General features: G+C 64.6%; 21 protein-coding genes. 9 read left to right on the forward strand and 12 right to left on the reverse strand.

Annotated features, from left to right (window positions below; translation table 11 throughout):
- Positions 1–58 precede the first annotated feature (58 nt).
- From JOF57_RS11740 to JOF57_RS11750, 3 genes are read left to right on the forward strand one after another with little or no spacing between them, the layout of a single operon-like run.
- Positions 59–1,255 (forward strand): polyamine ABC transporter substrate-binding protein, encoded by a 1,197-nt coding sequence (locus JOF57_RS11740; RefSeq protein ID WP_209916598.1) that lies wholly within the window; start codon positions 59–61, stop codon positions 1,253–1,255.
- A gap of 5 nt (positions 1,256–1,260) precedes the next feature.
- Positions 1,261–2,136: an ABC transporter permease gene (locus JOF57_RS11745; RefSeq protein ID WP_209916600.1), complete on the forward strand. Its 876-nt coding sequence runs from the start codon at positions 1,261–1,263 to the stop codon at positions 2,134–2,136.
- Entirely contained in the window at positions 2,133–2,978 is an 846-nt protein-coding gene (locus JOF57_RS11750) for an ABC transporter permease (RefSeq protein WP_209916602.1), read from the forward strand. The genes JOF57_RS11745 and JOF57_RS11750 overlap by 4 nt, the downstream gene beginning before the upstream one ends.
- Positions 2,979–2,980: 2 nt before the next feature.
- Here JOF57_RS11750 and JOF57_RS11755 read toward each other — a convergent pair whose 3' ends face one another.
- Together JOF57_RS11755 and JOF57_RS11760 are read right to left on the reverse strand one after the other, a co-directional pair.
- Positions 2,981–3,337 (reverse strand): nitroreductase/quinone reductase family protein, encoded by a 357-nt coding sequence (locus tag JOF57_RS11755; protein WP_209916604.1) that lies wholly within the window; start codon positions 3,335–3,337, stop codon positions 2,981–2,983.
- A gap of 45 nt (positions 3,338–3,382) precedes the next feature.
- Positions 3,383–4,000, reverse strand: coding sequence for a TetR/AcrR family transcriptional regulator (locus JOF57_RS11760; protein WP_209916606.1), 618 nt, complete (start codon positions 3,998–4,000; stop codon positions 3,383–3,385).
- A 210-nt stretch (positions 4,001–4,210) separates the two neighbouring features.
- Here JOF57_RS11760 and JOF57_RS11765 point away from each other — a divergent pair, with 210 nt between their 5' ends.
- Both JOF57_RS11765 and JOF57_RS11770 read left to right on the forward strand, forming a co-directional pair.
- Positions 4,211–5,563 carry an aromatic ring-hydroxylating oxygenase subunit alpha gene (locus tag JOF57_RS11765; RefSeq protein WP_209916608.1) on the forward strand — a complete coding sequence of 451 codons (1,353 nt, stop codon included), beginning with the start codon at positions 4,211–4,213 and terminating at the stop codon, positions 5,561–5,563.
- A 28-nt stretch (positions 5,564–5,591) separates the two neighbouring features.
- Positions 5,592–6,056 (forward strand): hypothetical protein, encoded by a 465-nt coding sequence (locus tag JOF57_RS11770; RefSeq protein ID WP_209916610.1) that lies wholly within the window; start codon positions 5,592–5,594, stop codon positions 6,054–6,056.
- A gap of 38 nt (positions 6,057–6,094) precedes the next feature.
- Here JOF57_RS11770 and JOF57_RS11775 read toward each other — a convergent pair whose 3' ends face one another.
- Together JOF57_RS11775 and JOF57_RS11780 are read right to left on the reverse strand one after the other, a co-directional pair.
- Complete coding sequence (locus tag JOF57_RS11775) at positions 6,095–6,913, reverse strand: acyl-CoA thioesterase domain-containing protein (RefSeq protein ID WP_209916612.1); 819 nt, start codon at positions 6,911–6,913, stop codon at positions 6,095–6,097.
- Between the two features lie 44 nt (positions 6,914–6,957).
- Positions 6,958–7,656: an MBL fold metallo-hydrolase gene (locus tag JOF57_RS11780; protein ID WP_209916614.1), complete on the reverse strand. Its 699-nt coding sequence runs from the start codon at positions 7,654–7,656 to the stop codon at positions 6,958–6,960.
- 139 nt (positions 7,657–7,795) lie between these two features.
- Between JOF57_RS11780 and JOF57_RS11785 the strand changes: the two genes are divergently transcribed.
- Together JOF57_RS11785 and JOF57_RS11790 are read left to right on the forward strand one after the other, a co-directional pair.
- Positions 7,796–8,572, forward strand: coding sequence for a DoxX family membrane protein (locus JOF57_RS11785; protein ID WP_209916615.1), 777 nt, complete (start codon positions 7,796–7,798; stop codon positions 8,570–8,572).
- Positions 8,573–8,581: 9 nt separating this feature from the next.
- The gene (locus tag JOF57_RS11790; RefSeq protein WP_209916617.1) at positions 8,582–9,076 is read left to right on the forward strand and encodes an RDD family protein; all 495 of its coding nucleotides are present in this window, start codon (positions 8,582–8,584) and stop codon (positions 9,074–9,076) included.
- Positions 9,077–9,091: 15 nt separating this feature from the next.
- Here JOF57_RS11790 and JOF57_RS11795 read toward each other — a convergent pair whose 3' ends face one another.
- Positions 9,092–10,504: a GntP family permease gene (locus JOF57_RS11795; RefSeq protein ID WP_209916619.1), complete on the reverse strand. Its 1,413-nt coding sequence runs from the start codon at positions 10,502–10,504 to the stop codon at positions 9,092–9,094.
- Positions 10,501–11,016, reverse strand: a complete 516-nt coding sequence (locus JOF57_RS11800; RefSeq protein ID WP_209916621.1) for a gluconokinase — start codon at positions 11,014–11,016, stop codon at positions 10,501–10,503. Before JOF57_RS11800 ends, JOF57_RS11795 begins: the two co-directional genes overlap by 4 nt.
- Positions 11,017–11,138: 122 nt before the next feature.
- Between JOF57_RS11800 and JOF57_RS11805 the strand changes: the two genes are divergently transcribed.
- Positions 11,139–11,855: a FadR/GntR family transcriptional regulator gene (locus JOF57_RS11805; RefSeq protein ID WP_307870005.1), complete on the forward strand. Its 717-nt coding sequence runs from the start codon at positions 11,139–11,141 to the stop codon at positions 11,853–11,855.
- An 8-nt stretch (positions 11,856–11,863) separates the two neighbouring features.
- Positions 11,864–12,751 carry an SCO6745 family protein gene (locus tag JOF57_RS11810; protein WP_209916623.1) on the forward strand — a complete coding sequence of 296 codons (888 nt, stop codon included), beginning with the start codon at positions 11,864–11,866 and terminating at the stop codon, positions 12,749–12,751.
- 5 nt (positions 12,752–12,756) lie between these two features.
- Here JOF57_RS11810 and JOF57_RS11815 read toward each other — a convergent pair whose 3' ends face one another.
- The 6 genes from JOF57_RS11815 to JOF57_RS11840 form a co-directional block, all read right to left on the reverse strand.
- Positions 12,757–13,083 carry a YnfA family protein gene (locus JOF57_RS11815; RefSeq protein ID WP_209923279.1) on the reverse strand — a complete coding sequence of 109 codons (327 nt, stop codon included), beginning with the start codon at positions 13,081–13,083 and terminating at the stop codon, positions 12,757–12,759.
- Between the two features lie 87 nt (positions 13,084–13,170).
- Entirely contained in the window at positions 13,171–13,917 is a 747-nt protein-coding gene (locus JOF57_RS11820; RefSeq protein WP_209916625.1) for an ABC transporter ATP-binding protein, read from the reverse strand.
- Positions 13,901–14,755: an ABC transporter ATP-binding protein gene (locus JOF57_RS11825; protein ID WP_209916627.1), complete on the reverse strand. Its 855-nt coding sequence runs from the start codon at positions 14,753–14,755 to the stop codon at positions 13,901–13,903. The genes JOF57_RS11820 and JOF57_RS11825 overlap by 17 nt, the downstream gene beginning before the upstream one ends.
- Positions 14,752–15,945 (reverse strand): branched-chain amino acid ABC transporter permease, encoded by a 1,194-nt coding sequence (locus JOF57_RS11830; RefSeq protein ID WP_209916629.1) that lies wholly within the window; start codon positions 15,943–15,945, stop codon positions 14,752–14,754. Before JOF57_RS11830 ends, JOF57_RS11825 begins: the two co-directional genes overlap by 4 nt.
- Positions 15,942–16,979 (reverse strand): branched-chain amino acid ABC transporter permease, encoded by a 1,038-nt coding sequence (locus JOF57_RS11835; RefSeq protein WP_209916631.1) that lies wholly within the window; start codon positions 16,977–16,979, stop codon positions 15,942–15,944. Before JOF57_RS11835 ends, JOF57_RS11830 begins: the two co-directional genes overlap by 4 nt.
- A gap of 83 nt (positions 16,980–17,062) precedes the next feature.
- On the reverse strand, positions 17,063–18,274 hold the full coding sequence (locus JOF57_RS11840) for a branched-chain amino acid ABC transporter substrate-binding protein (RefSeq protein WP_209916633.1): 1,212 nt from the start codon (positions 18,272–18,274) through the stop codon (positions 17,063–17,065).
- Between the last annotated feature and the right edge of the window lie 161 nt (positions 18,275–18,435).

Genomic DNA, 18,435 nt, shown 5'->3' on the forward strand with positions numbered 1-18,435 from the left:
GGGCAGCAGTCGCCAGCCCCTTCATCGACGAAAGCGCCCGAACTCAGAAAGGTCGCCCATGCCCGCTCAATTCGATCCCCAACTTCTCGCCCGGCTCAACGCGAACCGCACGTCGCGGCGTCGCTTCCTCGGTGGCGGCGCCGCGGCCGCCGCCGCGCTCGCGCTGGGCCCGTCCGTGCTGGCTGCGTGCGGGTCCGGTGGTGGCGGTGGTTCGACGGCATCGTCGTCGGCCGCCCCTGACGACGGCTCGCCGGCCAGCGGCGAAGTCCGTATCTCGAACTGGCCGCTGTACATGGCCGACGGTTTCGTCGCAGCGTTCCAGACCAGGACGGGTCTGACGGTGGACTACAAAGAGGATTTCAACGACAACGAGCAGTGGTTCGCCAAGGTCAAGGAACCGTTGTCCCGCAAGCAGGATATCGGCGCCGACCTCGTCGTGCCCACCGAGTTCATGGCGGTCCGGCTCGCCGGACTCAAGTGGCTCAACGAGATTCGTGACTCTCGCGTCCCCAACAAGAAGAACCTGCGAGAGGACCTTCTCCAGTCGAAGGCCGATCCGGGCCGCAAGTACACCGCGCCGTACATGACCGGCATGGTCGGCCTGGCCTACAACAAGGCCGTAACCGGACGCGACATCACCAAGATCGATGATCTGTGGGATCCCGCATTCAAGGGCAAGGTCAGCTTGTTGTCCGATGTCCAGGACGGGCTCGGCATGATCATGCAGTGGCAGGGAAACTCCGTGGAGGATCCGACCACCGAATCCATCACCAAGGCCGTCGATGCCATCCGTGAACAGAAGGACAAGGGGCAGATCCGCCGGTTCACCGGCAATGACTACGCCGATGACCTGGCGGCTGGTAATATCGCTGTCGCCCAGGCATATTCGGGTGACGTGGTGCAGCTGCAGGCAGATAATCCGGACCTTCAGTTCATCGTGCCGGAGTCCGGCGGCGACTGGTTCATCGACACCATGGTGCTCCCCTACACGACGCAGAATCAGAAGGCCGCCGAAGCGTGGATCGACTACGTCTACGACCGAGCGAACTATGCCAAGCTCATCGCGTTCACCCAGTTCGTGCCGGTGCTCTCGGACATGACCGACGAACTCGCCAAGATCGATCCCAAGTTGGCCGGGAACCCGCTGATCAACCCGCCTGCCGATATTCTCGCCCAGCTCAAGTCCTGGCCGGCCCTGACCGACGAGCAGACTCAGGAGTTCAACAGTCTCTACGCCGCAGTGACCGGAGGCTGACGCCGATGGCGGGTGCAGCCACCAGTAACCGGCAGCGGAGCAAGGTCGCCCCGTACCTGATGATCCTGCCTGCCTTGGTGTATCTCGGGATCTTCTTCGTGGTGCCGTTCATCTCGCTGTCACGTACCTCGTTGTCCACGTCGGGCGGGTCGGTGTACCTTCCGACACTCGAGTTCGACTGGAACTTCGGCAACTACGCTCATGCGTTCACGACATATCAGGACCAGATCCTGCGGACCTTCGGCTACGCACTGGTAGCGACCGTCGTGTGCGCGGCGCTGGCATTCCCGCTGGCGTACGTCATCGCGTTCAAGGCCGGCCGGTACAAGAATCTGATCCTCGGCCTGGTCATCCTGCCGTTCTTCGTGACGTTCCTGATCCGCACCATCGCCTGGAAGACGATCCTGGCCGACGATGGGTTGGTGGTGAGTGCGCTCGGATCCATCGGGTTGCTGCCGAGTGAAGGCCGGCTGCTGTCGACGAGCTGGGCTGTGATCGGGGGCCTCACCTACAACTGGATCATCTTCATGATCCTGCCGCTGTACGTGAGCCTGGAGAAGATCGATCCCCGCCTGATCGAGGCCTCCAAGGATCTCTACTCGTCGAACACCCGTAGTTTCACCAAAGTCATTCTGCCGCTGTCGATGCCGGGTGTGCTGGCGGGAAGCATGCTGGTGTTCATTCCCGCCGCCGGTGATTTCATCAACGCCGATTATCTCGGGAGCACTCAGACCACCATGATCGGCAATGTGATCCAGAAGCAGTTCCTGGTGGTCAAGGACTATCCGGCCGCGGCCGCACTCAGCATGGTGCTGATGGCGATCATCCTGGTCGGAGTGCTGCTCTACACGCGGGCGCTGGGCACGGAGGATCTGGTATGACGTCGACCGCGTTGGCGGACGCCACCAGCCCGGCCGCTTCGAAGGTGGTCAAGGGCTCACCGCGTTGGGGCGACTGGTCCCTGCGGATCGTTGCCGGTCTGGTTCTGGTGTACCTGTTCGTGCCGATCTTCGTGATCGTGTTGTTCTCGTTCAACAAGCCCGCGGGCAAGTTCAACTACACCTGGCAGGGATTCACCCTCGACAACTGGGCGGATCCGTTCAAGTACCCGGCACTGACCGACGCCCTCAAGCTGAGCCTGAACGTCGCGGCGGTATCCACCGCAGTCGCCCTGGTGCTCGGCACGCTGGTCGCCATCGCGCTTGTGCGCCAGCGCTTCCGGGGCCAGAAGGCGGTCGACACGTTCCTGGTGCTACCGCTGACCGCGCCCGAGGTGGTGATGGGTGCCTCACTGTTGACACTGTTCCTCGACCTCGGCTGGGCGGCCGGCTACACCACGATTCTCATCGCCCACATCGCGTTCGAGGTGAGCTTCATCGCCATGACGGTCCGGGCCCGGGTGCGTGGGTTCGACTGGACGCTCGAGGACGCGTCGATGGATCTCGGGGCCGGCCCGACCCGAACGTTCTTCAAAGTGACGCTGCCGCTGATCGTTCCGGGGATCGTGGCCGCGGCGATGTTGTCGTTCGCCTTGTCATTGGACGACTTCATCATCACCTACTTCGTCAGCGGCTCGACCGTTACCTATCCCCTCTATGTCAATGCGGCGGTCAAGGCTGCCGTGCCACCGCAGATCAACGTGCTGGCCACGGTGATCCTGGTGGTCAGCCTGCTGTTACTCGTGGTCGGAACGCTGTACCGGCGCAAGCGCACCGACGTCTGAGCTCAGGGCGCGTCGAGCTGCACCGTAACGGTCACCCTGCCCTGCCCGTCGCGGTGGGCGATCGCGCGCCCCGTATGGTCCCTGCCGTCCAGGTTCACCAATGTGAGCGGGCGGCCCTCACCGAGGAAGTTTCGCCACCAATTCTTGTTGTCCGGCGCCATCACGTTGATGGTCACCTGCTCGCCCTCGCGCTTCACTGAAACCGGGGTCTCGAACGGTTGACCCGAGCGGCGGCCGGTGTAACGGATGACCACCACACCGCGGCCGATCCACCGTCCGAGCACCGGAACATGGGTGAGGCCTACGGCTGTCGCGTTGAACCAGCGGACCACTGGGGAATTGAAGATTCCACGTGCCATTGGCGCCAGCGTAGCCCGATCAGCCGACCTCGGGTCGGACCTCGGTCACGGGTTGTGAACCTTGGGGACCACGATATTGGCAAGCACCATGCGAAGGAACGGCCGATAGACCGCCTGCTCGTCCAGCAGGCTGTTGAGGGTGACGCCGTCGTTGGCGGCCAGAATGACCCGGGCGAGATCCACCGCCGGGATGCTCAAATGGCCGCCCAGCCGGGCAGCACCTTTGGAGATGTAGTCGGCAAGGGCACGCACCGTCTCCTCCCGCTGCGCGGCCACGCGCTCGCGCGCTTCGGGATTGCGCAGCAGGAACAGCGTGTACTCGGATCCGAGGACAGCCCGGTCCGGCCCCTCGGCGGCGACCAGGTCCCGCCAGCGGTCACCGAGGTCGTCGGCGTCGAGGTCCTCGAGCCGGTGGAACATCGCGATGACGTCGGCGAAGCCGTCGAGGAATTGTTGACGCTGCCGTTCGACCACGGCCAGGAACAACTCGGCCTTGCTGCCGAAGTGGGAATATATGGCGCCGCGGGTGTAGCCCGCGACCTCGGCGATGTCTTCGAGCGCGGCCCCGTCAAACCCCTTGCGCGCAAACACCTCCTCGGCAGCGTCCAGCAGGACGTTGCGGGTGTGCTCCAAGCGACGTTGTTTGGTCCAGCGTTCGGCCATGGCCCCATCCTGTCAAACGTCAGCCAGTCGGCGCGGCGGTGTACCTCCACGTTTGTTGCTGTTCGGACAATCCTTATTCATCATTGTATTGAATATACGTCGATGTATAGTAGTGATCGCAGTCACAACCACTCATTGGTGCCGACGGTCGGGCGTGCCCGGACGTCAGCGGCACCTCACCGCCCACACATCGATTGAGGAGGCCCGCCCGTGCCGACAGCACGCCCCGGAAACTGGGTCGAGAACGCCACCCGCCTGGACGACATCGAGCCCGATGCTTATCGGATGCAGATCCCCACCAGTCGCTATGTGGCACCGGAGTTCGTTGCCCAGGAACGTGATTCGATCTGGAAGAAGGTCTGGCAGGTGGTCGGCCGGGTGGATGAGTTGACCAAGGCCGGCGACTGGAAGCAGTACCAGATCTTCGATCAGTCCTACCTCGTTGTGCGCGGCAAGGACGACACCATTCGCGGTTTCGTGAATGCCTGCCGACATCGTGGCAACGTGCTGTGCCGCGAGGCCAGCGGGAACGCCAAGCGTGGGTTCCTGTGCCAGTACCACCTGTGGTCATACGACCTGGACGGTCGGCTCAAGGGGATGCTGCGGGAGGCGCTGGCCGGACCGATCGACAAGGACACCCACGGGCTGATCGAGGTCTCGGTGGGTACATTTGCCGGGTTCATCTTCCTCAACCCGGATCCAGACGCTGAACCGTTGGCCGACTTCATCGGCACGGAGGTCGCAACCTTGCTCGAGCCGTACCACCTCGAAGAGATGGTCACGGTGATGGATGTGACCGAGGCGATCGACTGCAACTGGAAGGTCGTCCTCGATGCCTTCCAGGAGGGCTACCACATCGACGGTATCCACCCCCAGCTCCTGCGGGTGATCAATATCGATCCCGCCACGAGCCGCTACCGGTTCTTCGATCGGCACAGCGTGTCGATGGCACCGTTCGACGTCGTCGGCGCCACCGGCGAGCAGCAGGTCGACGGCATCATGGACCTGCCCGAGACCTTCCCTTCGACGGTCGCGGTACTCCCCCGGTTCCAGGAACTGGTCGCCGAATACCGCAGCGGGGACGGGTCATTGGACTTTCCCGACGGGATCACGGCGCGCACCCTCCTGCAGAAGGCGACGCGAGACACGTTGACGGGCATGGGCCTTGATGTCAGTGGGCTCACCGACGAGCAGATGAGCGACAACCACGGCTGGGTGTGGTTTCCGAATTTTTTCATGACCATTCGCGCCGGGGAAGCCACGATCATCATGTCGCTGCCCCACCCCGACGGTGATCCCAATCGGTGCATCTGGCATGTCGCCAGCTACATGTGGCTGCCCGACGAGATGAAAGCCGCGTTCACCGCCGAACCGATCGTGGTCGACGAGCCGGGCAGCTACAAGTATTTCGAAGCGCTCCAACAAGATTACGAGCAGATGCCGCGTCAACAGATCGGTCTGCGCAACACGGCGCTCGAGCACATGGCCCTGGTCAAGGAAGAAGTCGTCATCGCGCATTTCCACTCGGTTGTCGACAAGTACCTGCAGACCACGAACGCCTGAATCGCCTGAGGAAAGAGGACTTTTACCGATGAAAGCTGTCAGTGATGTGGTCGGTGAGTACAGCGGCCGACCCAGGGTGGCGCTGGAGTACGCGGTGCGCACCAAGCGCATCGTCGACAGTGCCAAGCAGTCCGGTTTCGGCCAGGAAAGCTGGGCTCCGCTGGCCGAATTGTTGGCCCTCGACGAGTTCGAGCGGATTGGCAATTTCAAAGAGGTGATGGACTGGCCGCAGTATGTCGAGTTCCTGACCAACTGGGCGGTCTCGGCGGAGTGGGACGGGCTGTTCAAACGGGTCAGCGAGGTCGACGGGGTGGTCTTCCTCGAACTCGAAGAGCGTTCGCGGATGGGTGATTTCGAGTCCGTGGTCAACTCGGTGTCGGTATACGAATTCACCGCCGACGACAAGGTCCGCCATATCGACGTCTACCTTCAGATGGCGCTGCCCGGCATGGACATGCTGACCAGCTTTGAAGGAGTTGAGATCTCGGAGTGAGTTGCGGTGGGTTGCCCGGTGACCCAGCTGCGAAGCCGCTACCGCGGTGCGGTCCTGTTCGGAAACGGGTCGTTGGAGAAATCGATCTGCACCGCTGGATTGCTGATCGCCGTGATGAGGCCGGTGCCGAATGCCCCGGCACTGTCGTACAGCGTGGAAGCGCCGACGGCGACGCCATCGGCGGCCCAATGCGAATCGGCCTGGACGCCGATCCACTCGTCGCCGGGCAACCGAGACAGGGCGACGGTCAGGTCACCGTTGATGTAGCCGACGCCGGCGGTGCCCAGATTGGTGACCAGGCTGGTGCCCTCGGCAGCCATCGCCGCCCGCACGAACGGTGAGTTCTGCTGCCCCTGAACGACGGTGATGGTGCGGTTCATGAACCGCTTCCTCGACGCGTTCTGATGCTCGGCGATGGCGCGACTCCAACCGCCTGCGTCACTGCCCATATATGTCTTGCCCTCCCCGTCGAGGGCGGCAGGCGGTTCGAAGTCCGTTGCGGTGGTCCATTCCTCACCCGCAGGCGGCGCACTCAACCGGTATTGCACCAGCGTCGCACGTGCCACGGTCACGCCGTCCTGGACCAGCTCACACTCCGAGTTGCGGACCCGCCTGCCGTCACGGATCAACGCCACCTTTGTCGTCGTCGGCAGCCCGCGCGCGGCCTTGAACAGGTCGACCGTCAACCGGGCCGGCAGAAACTCGGGAAGCCCGAAGGCCGACTCCAACGCCCGTGCCGCCAGGCCGACCAGTGCCGGCCCGTTGAGATGGTCCTCACCCCAGTGGCTCTGCGCAAAGCGGGTCGGCTGGAATCTGTCCTGCTCGGACTGCACGAAATGGGCGTCAACCTCGGTCATCGGCGAATCGTCGCATATGGGCTAACTAAATCTGTCAGCGGGGATCAGGTATCGCGCCGGGCGCTCAGCCAGCGTTGTTGGAGCCGGACGAAATGGGCGTCGACGACGGCGCCGTGCCCCGGAACGAACACCCCGTGCTCACCGCCCGCGGCCAGCACCGCCTCGAGCGTGGCCGGCCAAGCCTCCACGTCGGAATCGGCGTCGATGACCGGATCACCGGACTGTTCGACAAGATCACCGCAGAACACCACCGGGCGTTCGTTCGGCACCGTCACGATCAGGTCATGGGTGGTGTGGCCGGCACCGGGTCGGCAGATATTCACGGTCCGGCCGCCGACATCGATATCGCCTCCGGCCACTTGGTGCCTGGGAACCGGCAGCGCCGCGATCGCCCGGTCGACCTCGTCGGCATCGGCGCCGTGGCGGATCGCATCCGCCCTCAAGTGCGCCCGGCCGCCATCCATGGCGACTGCAACCTCTGGTGCACAATAGATTTCGGCCCGATCGAACCAGGAGCAACCCAGGACATGGTCAAAATGGTTGTGCGTCAGGATGATACGCGTGACATCCTGCCGCGTCAGTGCCGTGACATCGGCCTCGATACCGCGGGCCTCGGCCAATGTAGTACCGGCATCGACCAAAAGAGCGTGGGTGCTGCCGCTGACCAGACCGACCGTGACATCGAGAAACGGAAGGCGGGTGCGCCAAACACCCGCACCCAGCTGTTCCCAGTCGTAGTTCACGGCCTCGCGCCGGCCAGGGGATCCACCCCTGCGAAGCTACCCCTGGCGTCGTCTGGCCGCAGTGACCTGGCCTGAGAGGTTTGTGTTGGAGATCTGTGGGAACTCCTAGCTCATGTTGATCAGACGAATTGCCCGGCCCATGCTGTCTGCGACCTTCATCGCCAGGGGCGTCGACACCCTGCGCGACCCGAGTACCGCCGCCGAGACGACACGCAGAACACTCGGTGCGTTGGGTGCCCTTCCAGGCCCGGTCGGCGCCGGGGTTCCGCGCAACGCCGACACGGTTGCGCGGGTCAACGCGGCGGTTCAGGTGGGGGGTGGGCTCCTCCTGGCGCTCGGCCGGGCGCCGCGGCTTACCGCGGCGGCACTGGCCGTCACGATGATTCCGAGGGGCGTGGGCTCACAGGCCTTTCTGAAGGATTCCGACCCGCAACACGCCGCGGCTCAGCGCCGGGAGTTTCTGACCGACGTGAGTCTGCTGGGCGGCCTGATCATCGCGGCGGCCGATACGGCGGGCAAACCATCGCTGGCGTGGCGCGGACGCCGTGCCGCGCGGCAGGTCTCGGCCAGTGTCGCCGCCGCGGTTCCTGGTGTGGCGGCGGGCGGGCTCAACAACAATTCCCTCGCCGACAGTGCGATCGTCGAGAAGGTCGGACACAACCTGGCCGTCGGTGCCGAACGGGGCCGCGAACTGGCCGACGTGGCGGTGGAGCGGACGACCGAATTGGCTGCCGAGTTGGCTCAATTAGCGCGTGAACACGGACCCGAGGTAGCCGAAGCGGCCCGTGAACGCGCCACCGAGTTCGCGCACATCGCGCGTGAGCGTGCACCCGAACTTGCTGAGGCCGCCCGCGAACGCTCTGCTGCGCTGGCCGACATCGCCCGATCCCAACTCGACCAGCGCCGCGATCGGTAGCTTTGAGGGATGAGTACGGGCGACTATCCACCGGAATTCGGGCAGTACGGACAACCGGGCGGTTATCCCCCGCCGTATGGAACGCAGGCCCCCGGCGGCTTGGGCCGACGTTGGTTCGCCAGGGTGATCGACGGCTTGATCGTCGGGACGGTGGCATTCTTCCTGGGCTTCTACACCGACCAGCTCTCCAATTATTGGGTGACAGGCCTGTTCACCGGACTGCTGGTGTTTGTCTACTTCGTGTTGTTCGAAGTGGGAATGGGTTCGACACCCGGCAAGAAGCTGCTCGGACTCGAAGTACACGGGCCGGGCGGCGCACCGAAGCCGACTGCCAAACAGTCGGCCATCCGTAATGCCTTCACCCTGCTGACGATCATCCCGTGGGTCGGTTGGCTCCTGGCACCCATCGCCATGATCATCATCGCGATGACCATCAGCTCGAGCCCCACCAAGCAGGGTAAGCACGACGAACTTGCCGGTGGCACCCAGGTAACCCGGGGCTGAAAGCCGTCTACCGGTTCAGATCACCAGTCCCAGCAGGAGAACGAAAACCAGGCCGGACACCGACAGCACGGTCTCCATCAACGACCAGGATTTGATGGTCTGCCCCACCGTCATTCCGAAGTACTCCTTCACGAGCCAGAATCCGGCGTCGTTCACGTGTGAGAAGAACAACGAGCCGGCGCCGACGGCGAGCACCACCAGGGACACCTCCCCGGTACTCATCCCCTCGACCAGTCCGAGCATCAGTGATGAGGCGGTAATCGTGGCCACGGTGGCCGACCCGGTGGCCAACCGGATCAGTACGGCCAACACCCACGCCAGCAGTACCACCGACAGGTTGGCGCCCTTGGCCCATTCGGCAAGCAGGGTGCCGATCCCGGTGTCGACCAGGACCTGTTTGAATCCGCCACCGGCCGCGACGATCAGGATGATCCCGGCCACCGGCGGAAGCGACGACTCGATGGTTTTCGCGATCTGGTCGCGGCTCATCTTGGCGCCGCCACCGAGAGTGAACATGCCGACCACCACCGCGATCAGCAACGCCATCAAGGGCTGACCGAGGATGTCGAATGTCTGTCGCAGCAGGTGGGACTTGTCGTCGACAAAGATGTCGACCAGCGCCTTGCCCATCATCAGGGCCACCGGCAGCAGCACGCTGAACATCGTGATGGCGAAGGTCGGTCGCGCTTTCGTCGCGGTCGTCGTGGTCACGCCGCCCGTAGAGTCCGCCGCGTCGAACCGGTCCGGAACATCCAGGACCACCCAGCGACCGGCCAGCTTGCCGAACAACGGACCTGCCACCACGATCGTCGGGATTGCCACCAGCACACCCAACGCCAGCGTGACGCCGAGATCGGCGTTGAGCAGTGAGATCGCGGCGACCGGTCCCGGATGGGGCGGTACGAATCCGTGCATGGCCGACAGGCCGGCCAGAGCCGGGATGCCGACGGTGATCAGCGAAAGTTGCGAACGTCGGGCCACCAGGTAGATCACCGGCATCAACAGCACCAGGCCGATCTCGAAGAACATCGGCAGACCGATGATCGCGCCCACCAACGCCATTGCCCACGGCAGCGCCCGCGGTGACGCATGCCCGACGATGGTGTCCACGATTTCGTCGGCTCCCCCGGAGTCGGCCAACAGCTTGGCGAACATCGCGCCGAGAGCGATCAATATCCCAACGCTCGCAGCGGTAGAGCCGAAGCCGCTGGAGAACGAGGCGAGCACGTCGCTGACGTTTTCACCCGCAGCCATGCCCACGGTCAGTGCACCGAAGATCAGAGCCAGGAACGGATGCAACTTGACGATCGTGATGAGCACGACGATCAGGGCGATGCCGGCCAGCGCGGCCAGGACCAACTGCGCGCCGCCCGCCACCGGCTCGATCAGGTCAGACCCGGCCGCGAGATGAGTGAGGGCCGAAGTCATCGGTTCTCCTGTTCTGTTGTCGCCGTGTCGCATTGGGCCACATATTCATCGACTATGGCGTCGATGCTCTGATCCACGTCGATGGCGACACCGGCCTCATCGGGGCGGAGCGGCTCCAGCGTCGCGAATTGGGAGTCCAGCAGCGCAGCCGGCATGAAATGCCCCGGTCGGCTGGCCTGACGCCGGCGGATCACCTCGTGCGATCCGCTCAGATACAGAAACGCAACATCGGGGCAGTGCCGCCGCAGTTGGTCGCGGTATGTGTGTTTGAGGGCCGAGCAGCTCATCACGCCGCCGTCGTGGTGCTCGGCGAGCCACTCACCGATCGACTCCAGCCACGGATAGCGGTCCTCGTCATCGAGGGCGTGGCCCGCGGACATCTTGGCGATGTTGGCGGCGGGGTGAAAGTCATCGGCGTCGGCGAACGGCACCCGCATCCGCTGCGCCAGCGCGGCACCGACCGTCGACTTTCCCGACCCCGATACGCCCATGACCACGACTGGTGAACCCATACTCCGCCTCACGATGTGTGTCTACCGTCACACAGCCTGCCGTAAAGGTCATACGATTGCAAGACTGTCACGATTAAATCTGCTTATTCAGCAGGCAGTCTGCAATATGACAGGATGTAAACGTGTCCTCGCCATCAAATGTCGGCGCGTTGCATGCCAACCTGTTGACCGCGCTCGGTACCGGCATCGTCTCCGGCGAGTTGGCGGCCGCGCAGGTGCTGACCCTGGACCGGCTCAGCGCCGAGCATGAGGTGTCCCGCAGCGTGGCACGCGAGGTGATCCGGGTGCTGGAGTCGATGGGCATGGTGGAGTCGCGACGCCGGGTCGGGATCACGGTGCAGCCGTCACGCAAGTGGAATGTGTTCGACCCCAGACTGATTCGCTGGCGCCTGCATGCCGGGGACCGGGCGGCGCTCCTTGCATCGCTGTCGGAGCTCCGCCGAGGTTTCGAACCGGCCGCCGCGGCACTCGCCGCACGGCGGGCCGACCCTGATCAATGCCGGATCCTGGCCGCCGCCGTTTCCGACATGGTGGTGCACGGACGGTCCGGCAACCTCGCCGCATACCTGCTGGCGGACAAGGTATTCCATCAAACACTGCTGGAAGCCAGCGGCAACGAGATGTTCCGCGCGCTCAACGACGTGGTGGCCGAGGTCCTCGCCGGGCGTACCGAGCACGGCCTGATGCCGGACTCTCCCAACCCGGCGGCCATCGAGTTACACGACCAGGTGGCCCGGGCGATCCGACTGCGCGACGAGGATGCCGCCGAACGGGCGATGCGGGCCATCATCGACGAGGCCGCCACCGCGGTGAGCGACGGCGACGGCCCCGATGCTTAACTAGCCTTATGGGTCGCACTCCCGCATTGGCGCGTCGCTTCTTCGATCGGCTGGAACCGGTGCACGCGGTCACCTACTTCACCGCAGAGTCTCGCGCGGCGCTCGAGTCCTTGGGCTACCCCGGCTTCTGGATGGGCTACTTCGCAGCCCGCTCAGCCCCGCTGGGCATCGTGCCGGCCGAGGTGGTCGCCGCCGCGTTCTACAACTTCACCACCGCGCGGGTGGCGAAGGCCCTGCCCGCTGCGTGGGAAAAGGCAAGTCCAGCAACACTTTTGCAGCTGCGTTCAGATTCGGCTGTCGCGGCACTGCGTCGCTCGGGAGTGGCCGACTCGGAGTCGACCCGCCTCGCCGCCGATCTCGCCGCCAAAGCTGCCAGCACGGCACCCTTGGATGGGCGGCCGCTCTACGCGGCCAACCAGGCGCTGCCTTGGCCGGAGGACCCGATCGCCAAACTCTGGCACGCGGTCACCCTGCTGCGCGAGCAACGCGGAGACACCCATATCGCTGTACTGGTCGCCGAGGGAATCAGCGGACGTGAATGCAACGTACTGCACGCCGCAGCCGGCCGCGTGCCGCGCGAGATGATCATGCGGAGTCGCGACTATGACGACGACCAGTGGGCAGGCTACGTCGAGCAGTTGCGCTCGCGCGGCTGGCTGGACGGCCAGGGCGACCTCACCGACACCGGGCGGGCCGTCAAGCAAGGCATCGAGGACCGCACCGATGCCTTGGCCCTGCGCGCACTGGACGCGTTGACCGACGACGAGATCACCACCCTCTTCCGGGTGCTGACGCCGATCACCCGGCAGGTGGTGGCCGCCGGGGACGTTCCCGCCGCCACGCCGATGGGCCTGAACCGCGACAATCTCGACGACGACAGCGCCCATCTGGGCTGACAACCTCAGCGCGGCGCGTACATGATCAGCCCGACGCCGACGAGCGCGACGAGTGCGCCGGCGACATCCCACCGGTCGGGTCGGAAACCGTCGGCGGCCATGCCCCACAACAACGATCCGGCGATGAATACCCCGCCGTAGGCGGCCAGGACCCGGCCGAAGTGGGCGTCGGGCTGAAACGCCGCGACGAAGCCATAGGCGCCGAGCGCGATCACCCCGGCGCCCATCCACATCCAGCCACGATGCTCGCGCACGCCTTGCCACACCAGCCAGGCCCCGCCGATCTCGAGCACCGCAGCGAGGACGAACAGCGCGATCGATTTACCTACCATCACCACCCCAGGGTGCCGTGAACATGCACAAATGTCGGCTTTAGCGCGGCGTGTCGTCGGCAGACACGCATGCCGTGGGGCCAGGGGTCAGGCGACGCCGAGGTAGGCGGCACGAATACTGTCATCCGCCAACAGCTCCCGCGCGGCACCGCTTCGCGTGACATTGCCGGTCTCCAGGATGTAGGCCCGGTCCGAACGGCTCAGCGCCTGTTGGGCGTTCTGCTCGACCAGCAATACGGTGGTGCCCTGGGCGTTGATCTCGGAGATGATCTTGAAGATCTGCGAGATCACCATCGGCGCCAACCCCATCGACGGCTCGTCGAGCAACAGCACCCTGGGTCGGGCCATCAGCGCGCGACCGATGGCCAACATCTGCTGTTCCCCGCCGGAGAGGGTGCCGCCCACCTGGGAACGCCGCTCGGCCAGCCTCGGGAACGTCTCGAACACCCAGTCCAATCGCTCGTCATGCTCGTGGCGGGAGGCGAATTTGCGCCCATAGCAACCCATCTCCAGGTTCTCCACCACCGTCATGCCGGGAAAGACCCCGCGTCCCTCCGGGGCCTGGATCAGCCCGTCGATGACGCGCTGATGGGCTTTCACCCGCGAGATGTCGCGGCCTTCGAACCACACCGAGCCCGAGGTCAGGGGCCGCAGGCCCGAGATCGCGCGCATCATCGTGCTTTTGCCGGCCCCGTTGGAGCCCAACAGCGTGACCAACTCCCCCTCGTGCACCACGAGCGAAACCCCGTGCAACGCCTTGATGCGGCCATAGTGCACCACCACGTCGCGTACCTCGAGCAGTACCCGAGGACTGGTCTCAGCCGAGTTCATCATCGGGCACCCCCAGATACGCGGCGATGACCTTCGGGTCCTCGCGGATGTCGTGTGGCAATCCGTCGGCGATCTTGCGACCGAATTCCAGCACCACGATGCGGTCGGTCACCCCCATCACCAGGCGCATGTCGTGCTCGATCAACAGCACGGTGTAGCCGTCGTCGCGGATCTTTCGGATCAACTCGATCAGCGATGCCTTCTCGGCCGGGTTGAACCCGGCGGCCGGTTCATCCAGGCACAGCAGTTTGGGCTCGGTGGCCAGCGCGCGGGCGATCTCCAGACGCCGCTGATCGCCATAGGGAAGGTTCTTGGCCTTCTCCTCCCCGCGATGCGCGATCCCCACAAAATGCAGCAACGCCACGGCGCGTTCGATCGCCGACCGCTCTTCGCGGCGGTGCCGCGAGGAGCGCACCAGGGCACCCGGCACCGAGGTCTTGTGCCGCGCATCGGTTCCCACCATGACGTTCTCCAGTGCGGTCATCTCACCGAACAGGCGGATGTTCTGGAAGGTACGGGCGATGCCACGACGCGTGATCTGGTGACGCTTGATCCGGCCCAGTGGGGCGCCGTCGAAAACGACCGATCCCGAGCTGGGTCGGTACACGCCGGTGATCGCGTTGAAGCACGTGGTCTTGCCCGCACCGTTGGGGCCGATCAGGCCGAGGATCTCCCCGCGACGGATGTTGAAACTGACCGAGTCCAGGGCCACCAGGCCACCGAACTCGACGGTGAGATCCCGTGTCTCCAGCAGGACCTCACCCTCGGCGGCCTGGATGTCCCGGTGTACCCCGGCCAACTCCTCGACGCTCTCGCTGACGCCGGGCATGGGCTCGCTCATCCCACCGGCTCCTTGTCCGTGGTGCGGCGCAACAACTGTCGGGCCGACCTGCCGTAGGTCAACAGATGTTGGCGCACCGGGAAGAGCCCCTGCGGCCGGAAGATCATCAGCACCACCAGCGCCAGACCGAAGAACAGGTACTTCAGGTCACCGAGGTTGATCCCGAGGAACTCGACCCCCAGCAGCCGGTTGGGCAGATACACGACGATGAACGCGCCGAAGATCACGCCGAGTTTGTTGCCCTGCCCGCCGAGCACCACCGCGCACAGGAAGAGCATCGAGTTGATGATGTTGAACGTCGGCGGTGCCACGTACTGAACCTGGCCGGCGTAGAGCGCACCGGAGAGCCCACCGATCGCGGCGCCGATCACGAAGGCCCACAGCTTGAACCGGAAGGTGTTGACCCCCATCACCTCTGCGGCGTCCTCATCCTCGCGGATGGCCACCCACGCGCGCCCGACCCGGCTCCGCTCCAGGTTGCCGACCAACAGCAGGATGCCGATCATCAGAATCAGGCCGAGCCAGAACCACCAGGTGCCGTAGTTGGCGTCACCGACCGAGTTGCCGCTGGAGAACACGCCGTTGGGCAGCTTCTCGCTCTCCCCCACCCGCGGATACGCGACCTGATTGAGCCCGCGAGAGCCGTTGGTGACGTCGGACAGATTGTCGGCCAGCAGCCGGATGATCTCACCGAAACCGAGGGTGACGATGGCCAGATAGTCGCCCCGCAACCGAAGCGTCGGCGTTCCCAGGATCAACCCGGCCAGTGCGGTGACGGCCATGGCCAACGGCACACAGGACAGCCAGGCCCAGTCCTTGCTGAAGAAGCCGTTCGGGCCCACCTGATTCCACGGGCTGTCAGGGCTGGTCAACAGGGCGACGGTATAGGCGCCGACGGCATAGAAGCCGACGTAGCCGAGGTCGAGGAGGCCGGCCTGACCGACGACGACGTTGAGGCCGACAGCGATGATGGCGACCATCACGAACTGGGCCATGGTGCCGCCGAAACTGATGCCGGGGGTGTCGAGGAAGCTCGGGGTGAACAACGGCAGCAGCGCCAGCAACCCGAAACCCGCCACGCCGACAACCCATTTGGCCGCCCGCGGCAAGGTGGACCAGGATTCGCGGAGGGCGTCGCCGGGCGCCAGCAGCGTCTTGGTCACCGAACTGGCGGATTCTGGCTCGCTCATACCCGTGCCTTCCCGAGGCTCTCACCGAGTATTCCGGTCGGCCGGAACAACAGGACCAGCACCAGCAGCACGAAAGCCACGACGTCACGCCATTGCGTTCCGAACACCGCCTGCCCGTAGTTCTCCATCACGCCCAACAGCAGACCGCCCAGCAGGGCTCCACGGAGATTGCCGATCCCACCGAGTACCGCCGCCGAGAACGCCTTGATGCCCAGGAGGAATCCGCCCGAGTAGATGATGCCCTGTGGCACCTTCAGCGTGTAGAGCAGCGCCGCCGCCCCGGCCAGCAGACCACCGATGAGGAAGGTCCGCATGATGATGCGCTCGCGGGACACGCCCATCAGCGTGGCGGTGGTCGGATCCTGTGCCACCGCACGGATCCCGCGTCCGAACTTCGTTCGGTTGATCGCGATGTCGGTGAGGAGCGCCAAGACCAGCGACGCACCCACGACCACCAACGTCACGTTCGACACCGTCGCGCCGAAGATCGTGAACTGGACTTTCGGCTGGACCAAGACGATGGGTTGCTGTGCGTTGCTCCCGCCGTATCCCTTCATCAGCTTGGGCAACACGAAGTGCACGAACTCCTGCAGCACGAAGGACATACCGATGGCCGTGATGAGGAAGGTCAGCGCGCGGGCATTGCGTTTCCGCAGCGGTCGATAGGCGACGAGTTCCAGACCGACCGCCGCGGACCCCGAGACCAGCATCGCGAACAACAAGGCGATACCGAGATACAACACGGTCAACCCGACGCCCTTGTTATAGGCGTTACCGCTCGCGGTGAAACCGAGAATCACATCCAGACAGAAGTACGCGCCGAACATCCCCAGCATGAAGATCTCGGAGTGGGCGAAGTTGATCAGACGCAGCACGCCGAAGACCAGCGTGTAACCCACCGCCACCAGTGCATAGATCGCGCCCCAGGACAGGCCGTCGATCGTCAACTGCCAGAACCCGTCTCGCAGGCCATCCAGGTTGAAACTGATGTTGGCTGCCAGGCAGGCGGACTGCTCGACGCACTGGTGAATCATCCGGCGGCGGCTCCTGACTTCGTGATGTGAAACGAAACGCGTCCGAGTCCTGGGGACGGTCTCGGACGCGTTTCGTGTGACGGTTACTTGACTTCGTACATCCAGATCAAATTGGTGGTCAGTTCACCCTTGTCGGTCCACTGGTACTTGCGCGCCACGCCTTGGCCCTCGTACTTGCGGACGTAGTCCAATAGCGCCGGCCGGGTGATGGCGCCGGAGTCGATGCCCTTGAGCAGGATGGTGCCCAGGTCATAGCCTTCGGTGCTGTACGTGCCGGGCGCCTGCCCGAACTTCTTCGTGTACTCATCGGCGAACGCCCCGGTGGCCGGACCACACGGGCAGGACAGCAACGCGCCCTTCGATGATTCACCGGCCTGATCGACGAACTGCTGGTCCTTGGTGCCGTCGGCGCTGACGAAGGTCGCCGTCACACCACCGTCCTTGAGTTGCTGCACGAACGGGGCGGCCTCGGAGTAATAGCCGCTGTAGAACACCGAGTCCGGGGCGGCGCTCTTGATCTGGGTGACCGCGGCCGAGAACTCCTTGTCCCCCTTCTTCACCGAGATGTTGCACGACGAATCGGCAACCGGGCCAAGGGTTTCACGCACGGCCTCGGCCAGACCGAGACCGTAGTCGGTGCTGTCGTCGACAACGCACACCTTCTTGTTGCCGAGCGTGTTCTTGAGGTAGTTGGCCACCGAGGGACCCTGCACGCCGTCGTTGGCCAGGCCGCGGAAGAACGTCCGCCACCCGTTCTCGCTCAACGTGACGTTGGTGGCCGACGCGGTGGCGGCGACCAGGCCGGCCTGATTGAACACGTCACCGGTGGCCTTGGTCTCGCCGGAGAACGCCGGCCCGATCAGACCGATGATGAACGCCTCGTCGACGATCTGCGGTGCCACGCCGGTCGCCTTCTGCGGATCACCCTCGGTGTCGAAGCTCTTGAGTTGCACCTGGCAGCCGGCGTTGGCGGCGTTGTGCTTGTCGATCGCCAGCTGCACACCGTTCTTGATGTTGATGCCCAGGGCGGCATCCGGGCCGTTGAGTGCACCCATCATGCCGATCATCACCGGCGGGCAGGTGGCCTTGCCGTCGCCGGCCGGATCAGCGGGTGTGACGTCCTGCGCGGCCTTGACCTCAGCACCGTTCTCGTCGATCTGAACCTTCTCGACGATCGTCAAATTGCTCTGCGATGCCTCATCTCCTGGTGAGGATTGGTTGCAGCCGGCAATCGCCAGGGCAACCACACCCGCACTTCCGAGAGCAAATGCTTTCCGTGCCATGCGACCGCGCACGCTTCACCTCCGGGTCAGAGTTGTCAGCGGTACCGGCGCCCTGACCCGGTGAGGGCGGGGCGCCGGAGCTTCGGGTAGAACATAGCCAACCACCGGCCCGAGCGCGGGATGTTGAGTGAGGCTTCTTGCGTGTGTGCTGGCTGAACGTGGAGTTTCGGGCC

It is taken from the genome of Mycolicibacterium lutetiense, assembly GCF_017876775.1.
Taxonomy (GTDB): Bacteria; Actinomycetota; Actinomycetes; order Mycobacteriales; family Mycobacteriaceae; genus Mycobacterium; species Mycobacterium lutetiense.

Bases quoted from the DNA above. Each gene is read 5' to 3' on its own strand.
- JOF57_RS11740 (WP_209916598.1), top strand. From the start codon at position 59: ATGCCCGCTCAATTCGATCCCCAACTTCTCGCCCGGCTCAACGCGAAC.
- JOF57_RS11745 (WP_209916600.1), top strand. From the start codon at position 1,261: ATGGCGGGTGCAGCCACCAGTAACCGGCAGCGGAGCAAGGTCGCCCCG.
- JOF57_RS11750 (WP_209916602.1), top strand. From the start codon at position 2,133: ATGACGTCGACCGCGTTGGCGGACGCCACCAGCCCGGCCGCTTCGAAG.
- JOF57_RS11755 (WP_209916604.1), bottom strand. From the start codon at position 3,337: ATGGCACGTGGAATCTTCAATTCCCCAGTGGTCCGCTGGTTCAACGCG.
- JOF57_RS11760 (WP_209916606.1), bottom strand. From the start codon at position 4,000: ATGGCCGAACGCTGGACCAAACAACGTCGCTTGGAGCACACCCGCAAC.
- JOF57_RS11770 (WP_209916610.1), top strand. From the start codon at position 5,592: ATGAAAGCTGTCAGTGATGTGGTCGGTGAGTACAGCGGCCGACCCAGG.
- JOF57_RS11775 (WP_209916612.1), bottom strand. From the start codon at position 6,913: ATGACCGAGGTTGACGCCCATTTCGTGCAGTCCGAGCAGGACAGATTC.
- JOF57_RS11785 (WP_209916615.1), top strand. From the start codon at position 7,796: ATGCTGTCTGCGACCTTCATCGCCAGGGGCGTCGACACCCTGCGCGAC.
- JOF57_RS11790 (WP_209916617.1), top strand. From the start codon at position 8,582: ATGAGTACGGGCGACTATCCACCGGAATTCGGGCAGTACGGACAACCG.
- JOF57_RS11795 (WP_209916619.1), bottom strand. From the start codon at position 10,504: ATGACTTCGGCCCTCACTCATCTCGCGGCCGGGTCTGACCTGATCGAG.
- JOF57_RS11800 (WP_209916621.1), bottom strand. From the start codon at position 11,016: ATGGGTTCACCAGTCGTGGTCATGGGCGTATCGGGGTCGGGAAAGTCG.
- JOF57_RS11810 (WP_209916623.1), top strand. From the start codon at position 11,864: ATGGGTCGCACTCCCGCATTGGCGCGTCGCTTCTTCGATCGGCTGGAA.
- JOF57_RS11815 (WP_209923279.1), bottom strand. From the start codon at position 13,083: ATGGTAGGTAAATCGATCGCGCTGTTCGTCCTCGCTGCGGTGCTCGAG.
- JOF57_RS11820 (WP_209916625.1), bottom strand. From the start codon at position 13,917: ATGATGAACTCGGCTGAGACCAGTCCTCGGGTACTGCTCGAGGTACGC.
- JOF57_RS11825 (WP_209916627.1), bottom strand. From the start codon at position 14,755: ATGAGCGAGCCCATGCCCGGCGTCAGCGAGAGCGTCGAGGAGTTGGCC.
- JOF57_RS11830 (WP_209916629.1), bottom strand. From the start codon at position 15,945: ATGAGCGAGCCAGAATCCGCCAGTTCGGTGACCAAGACGCTGCTGGCG.
- JOF57_RS11835 (WP_209916631.1), bottom strand. From the start codon at position 16,979: ATGATTCACCAGTGCGTCGAGCAGTCCGCCTGCCTGGCAGCCAACATC.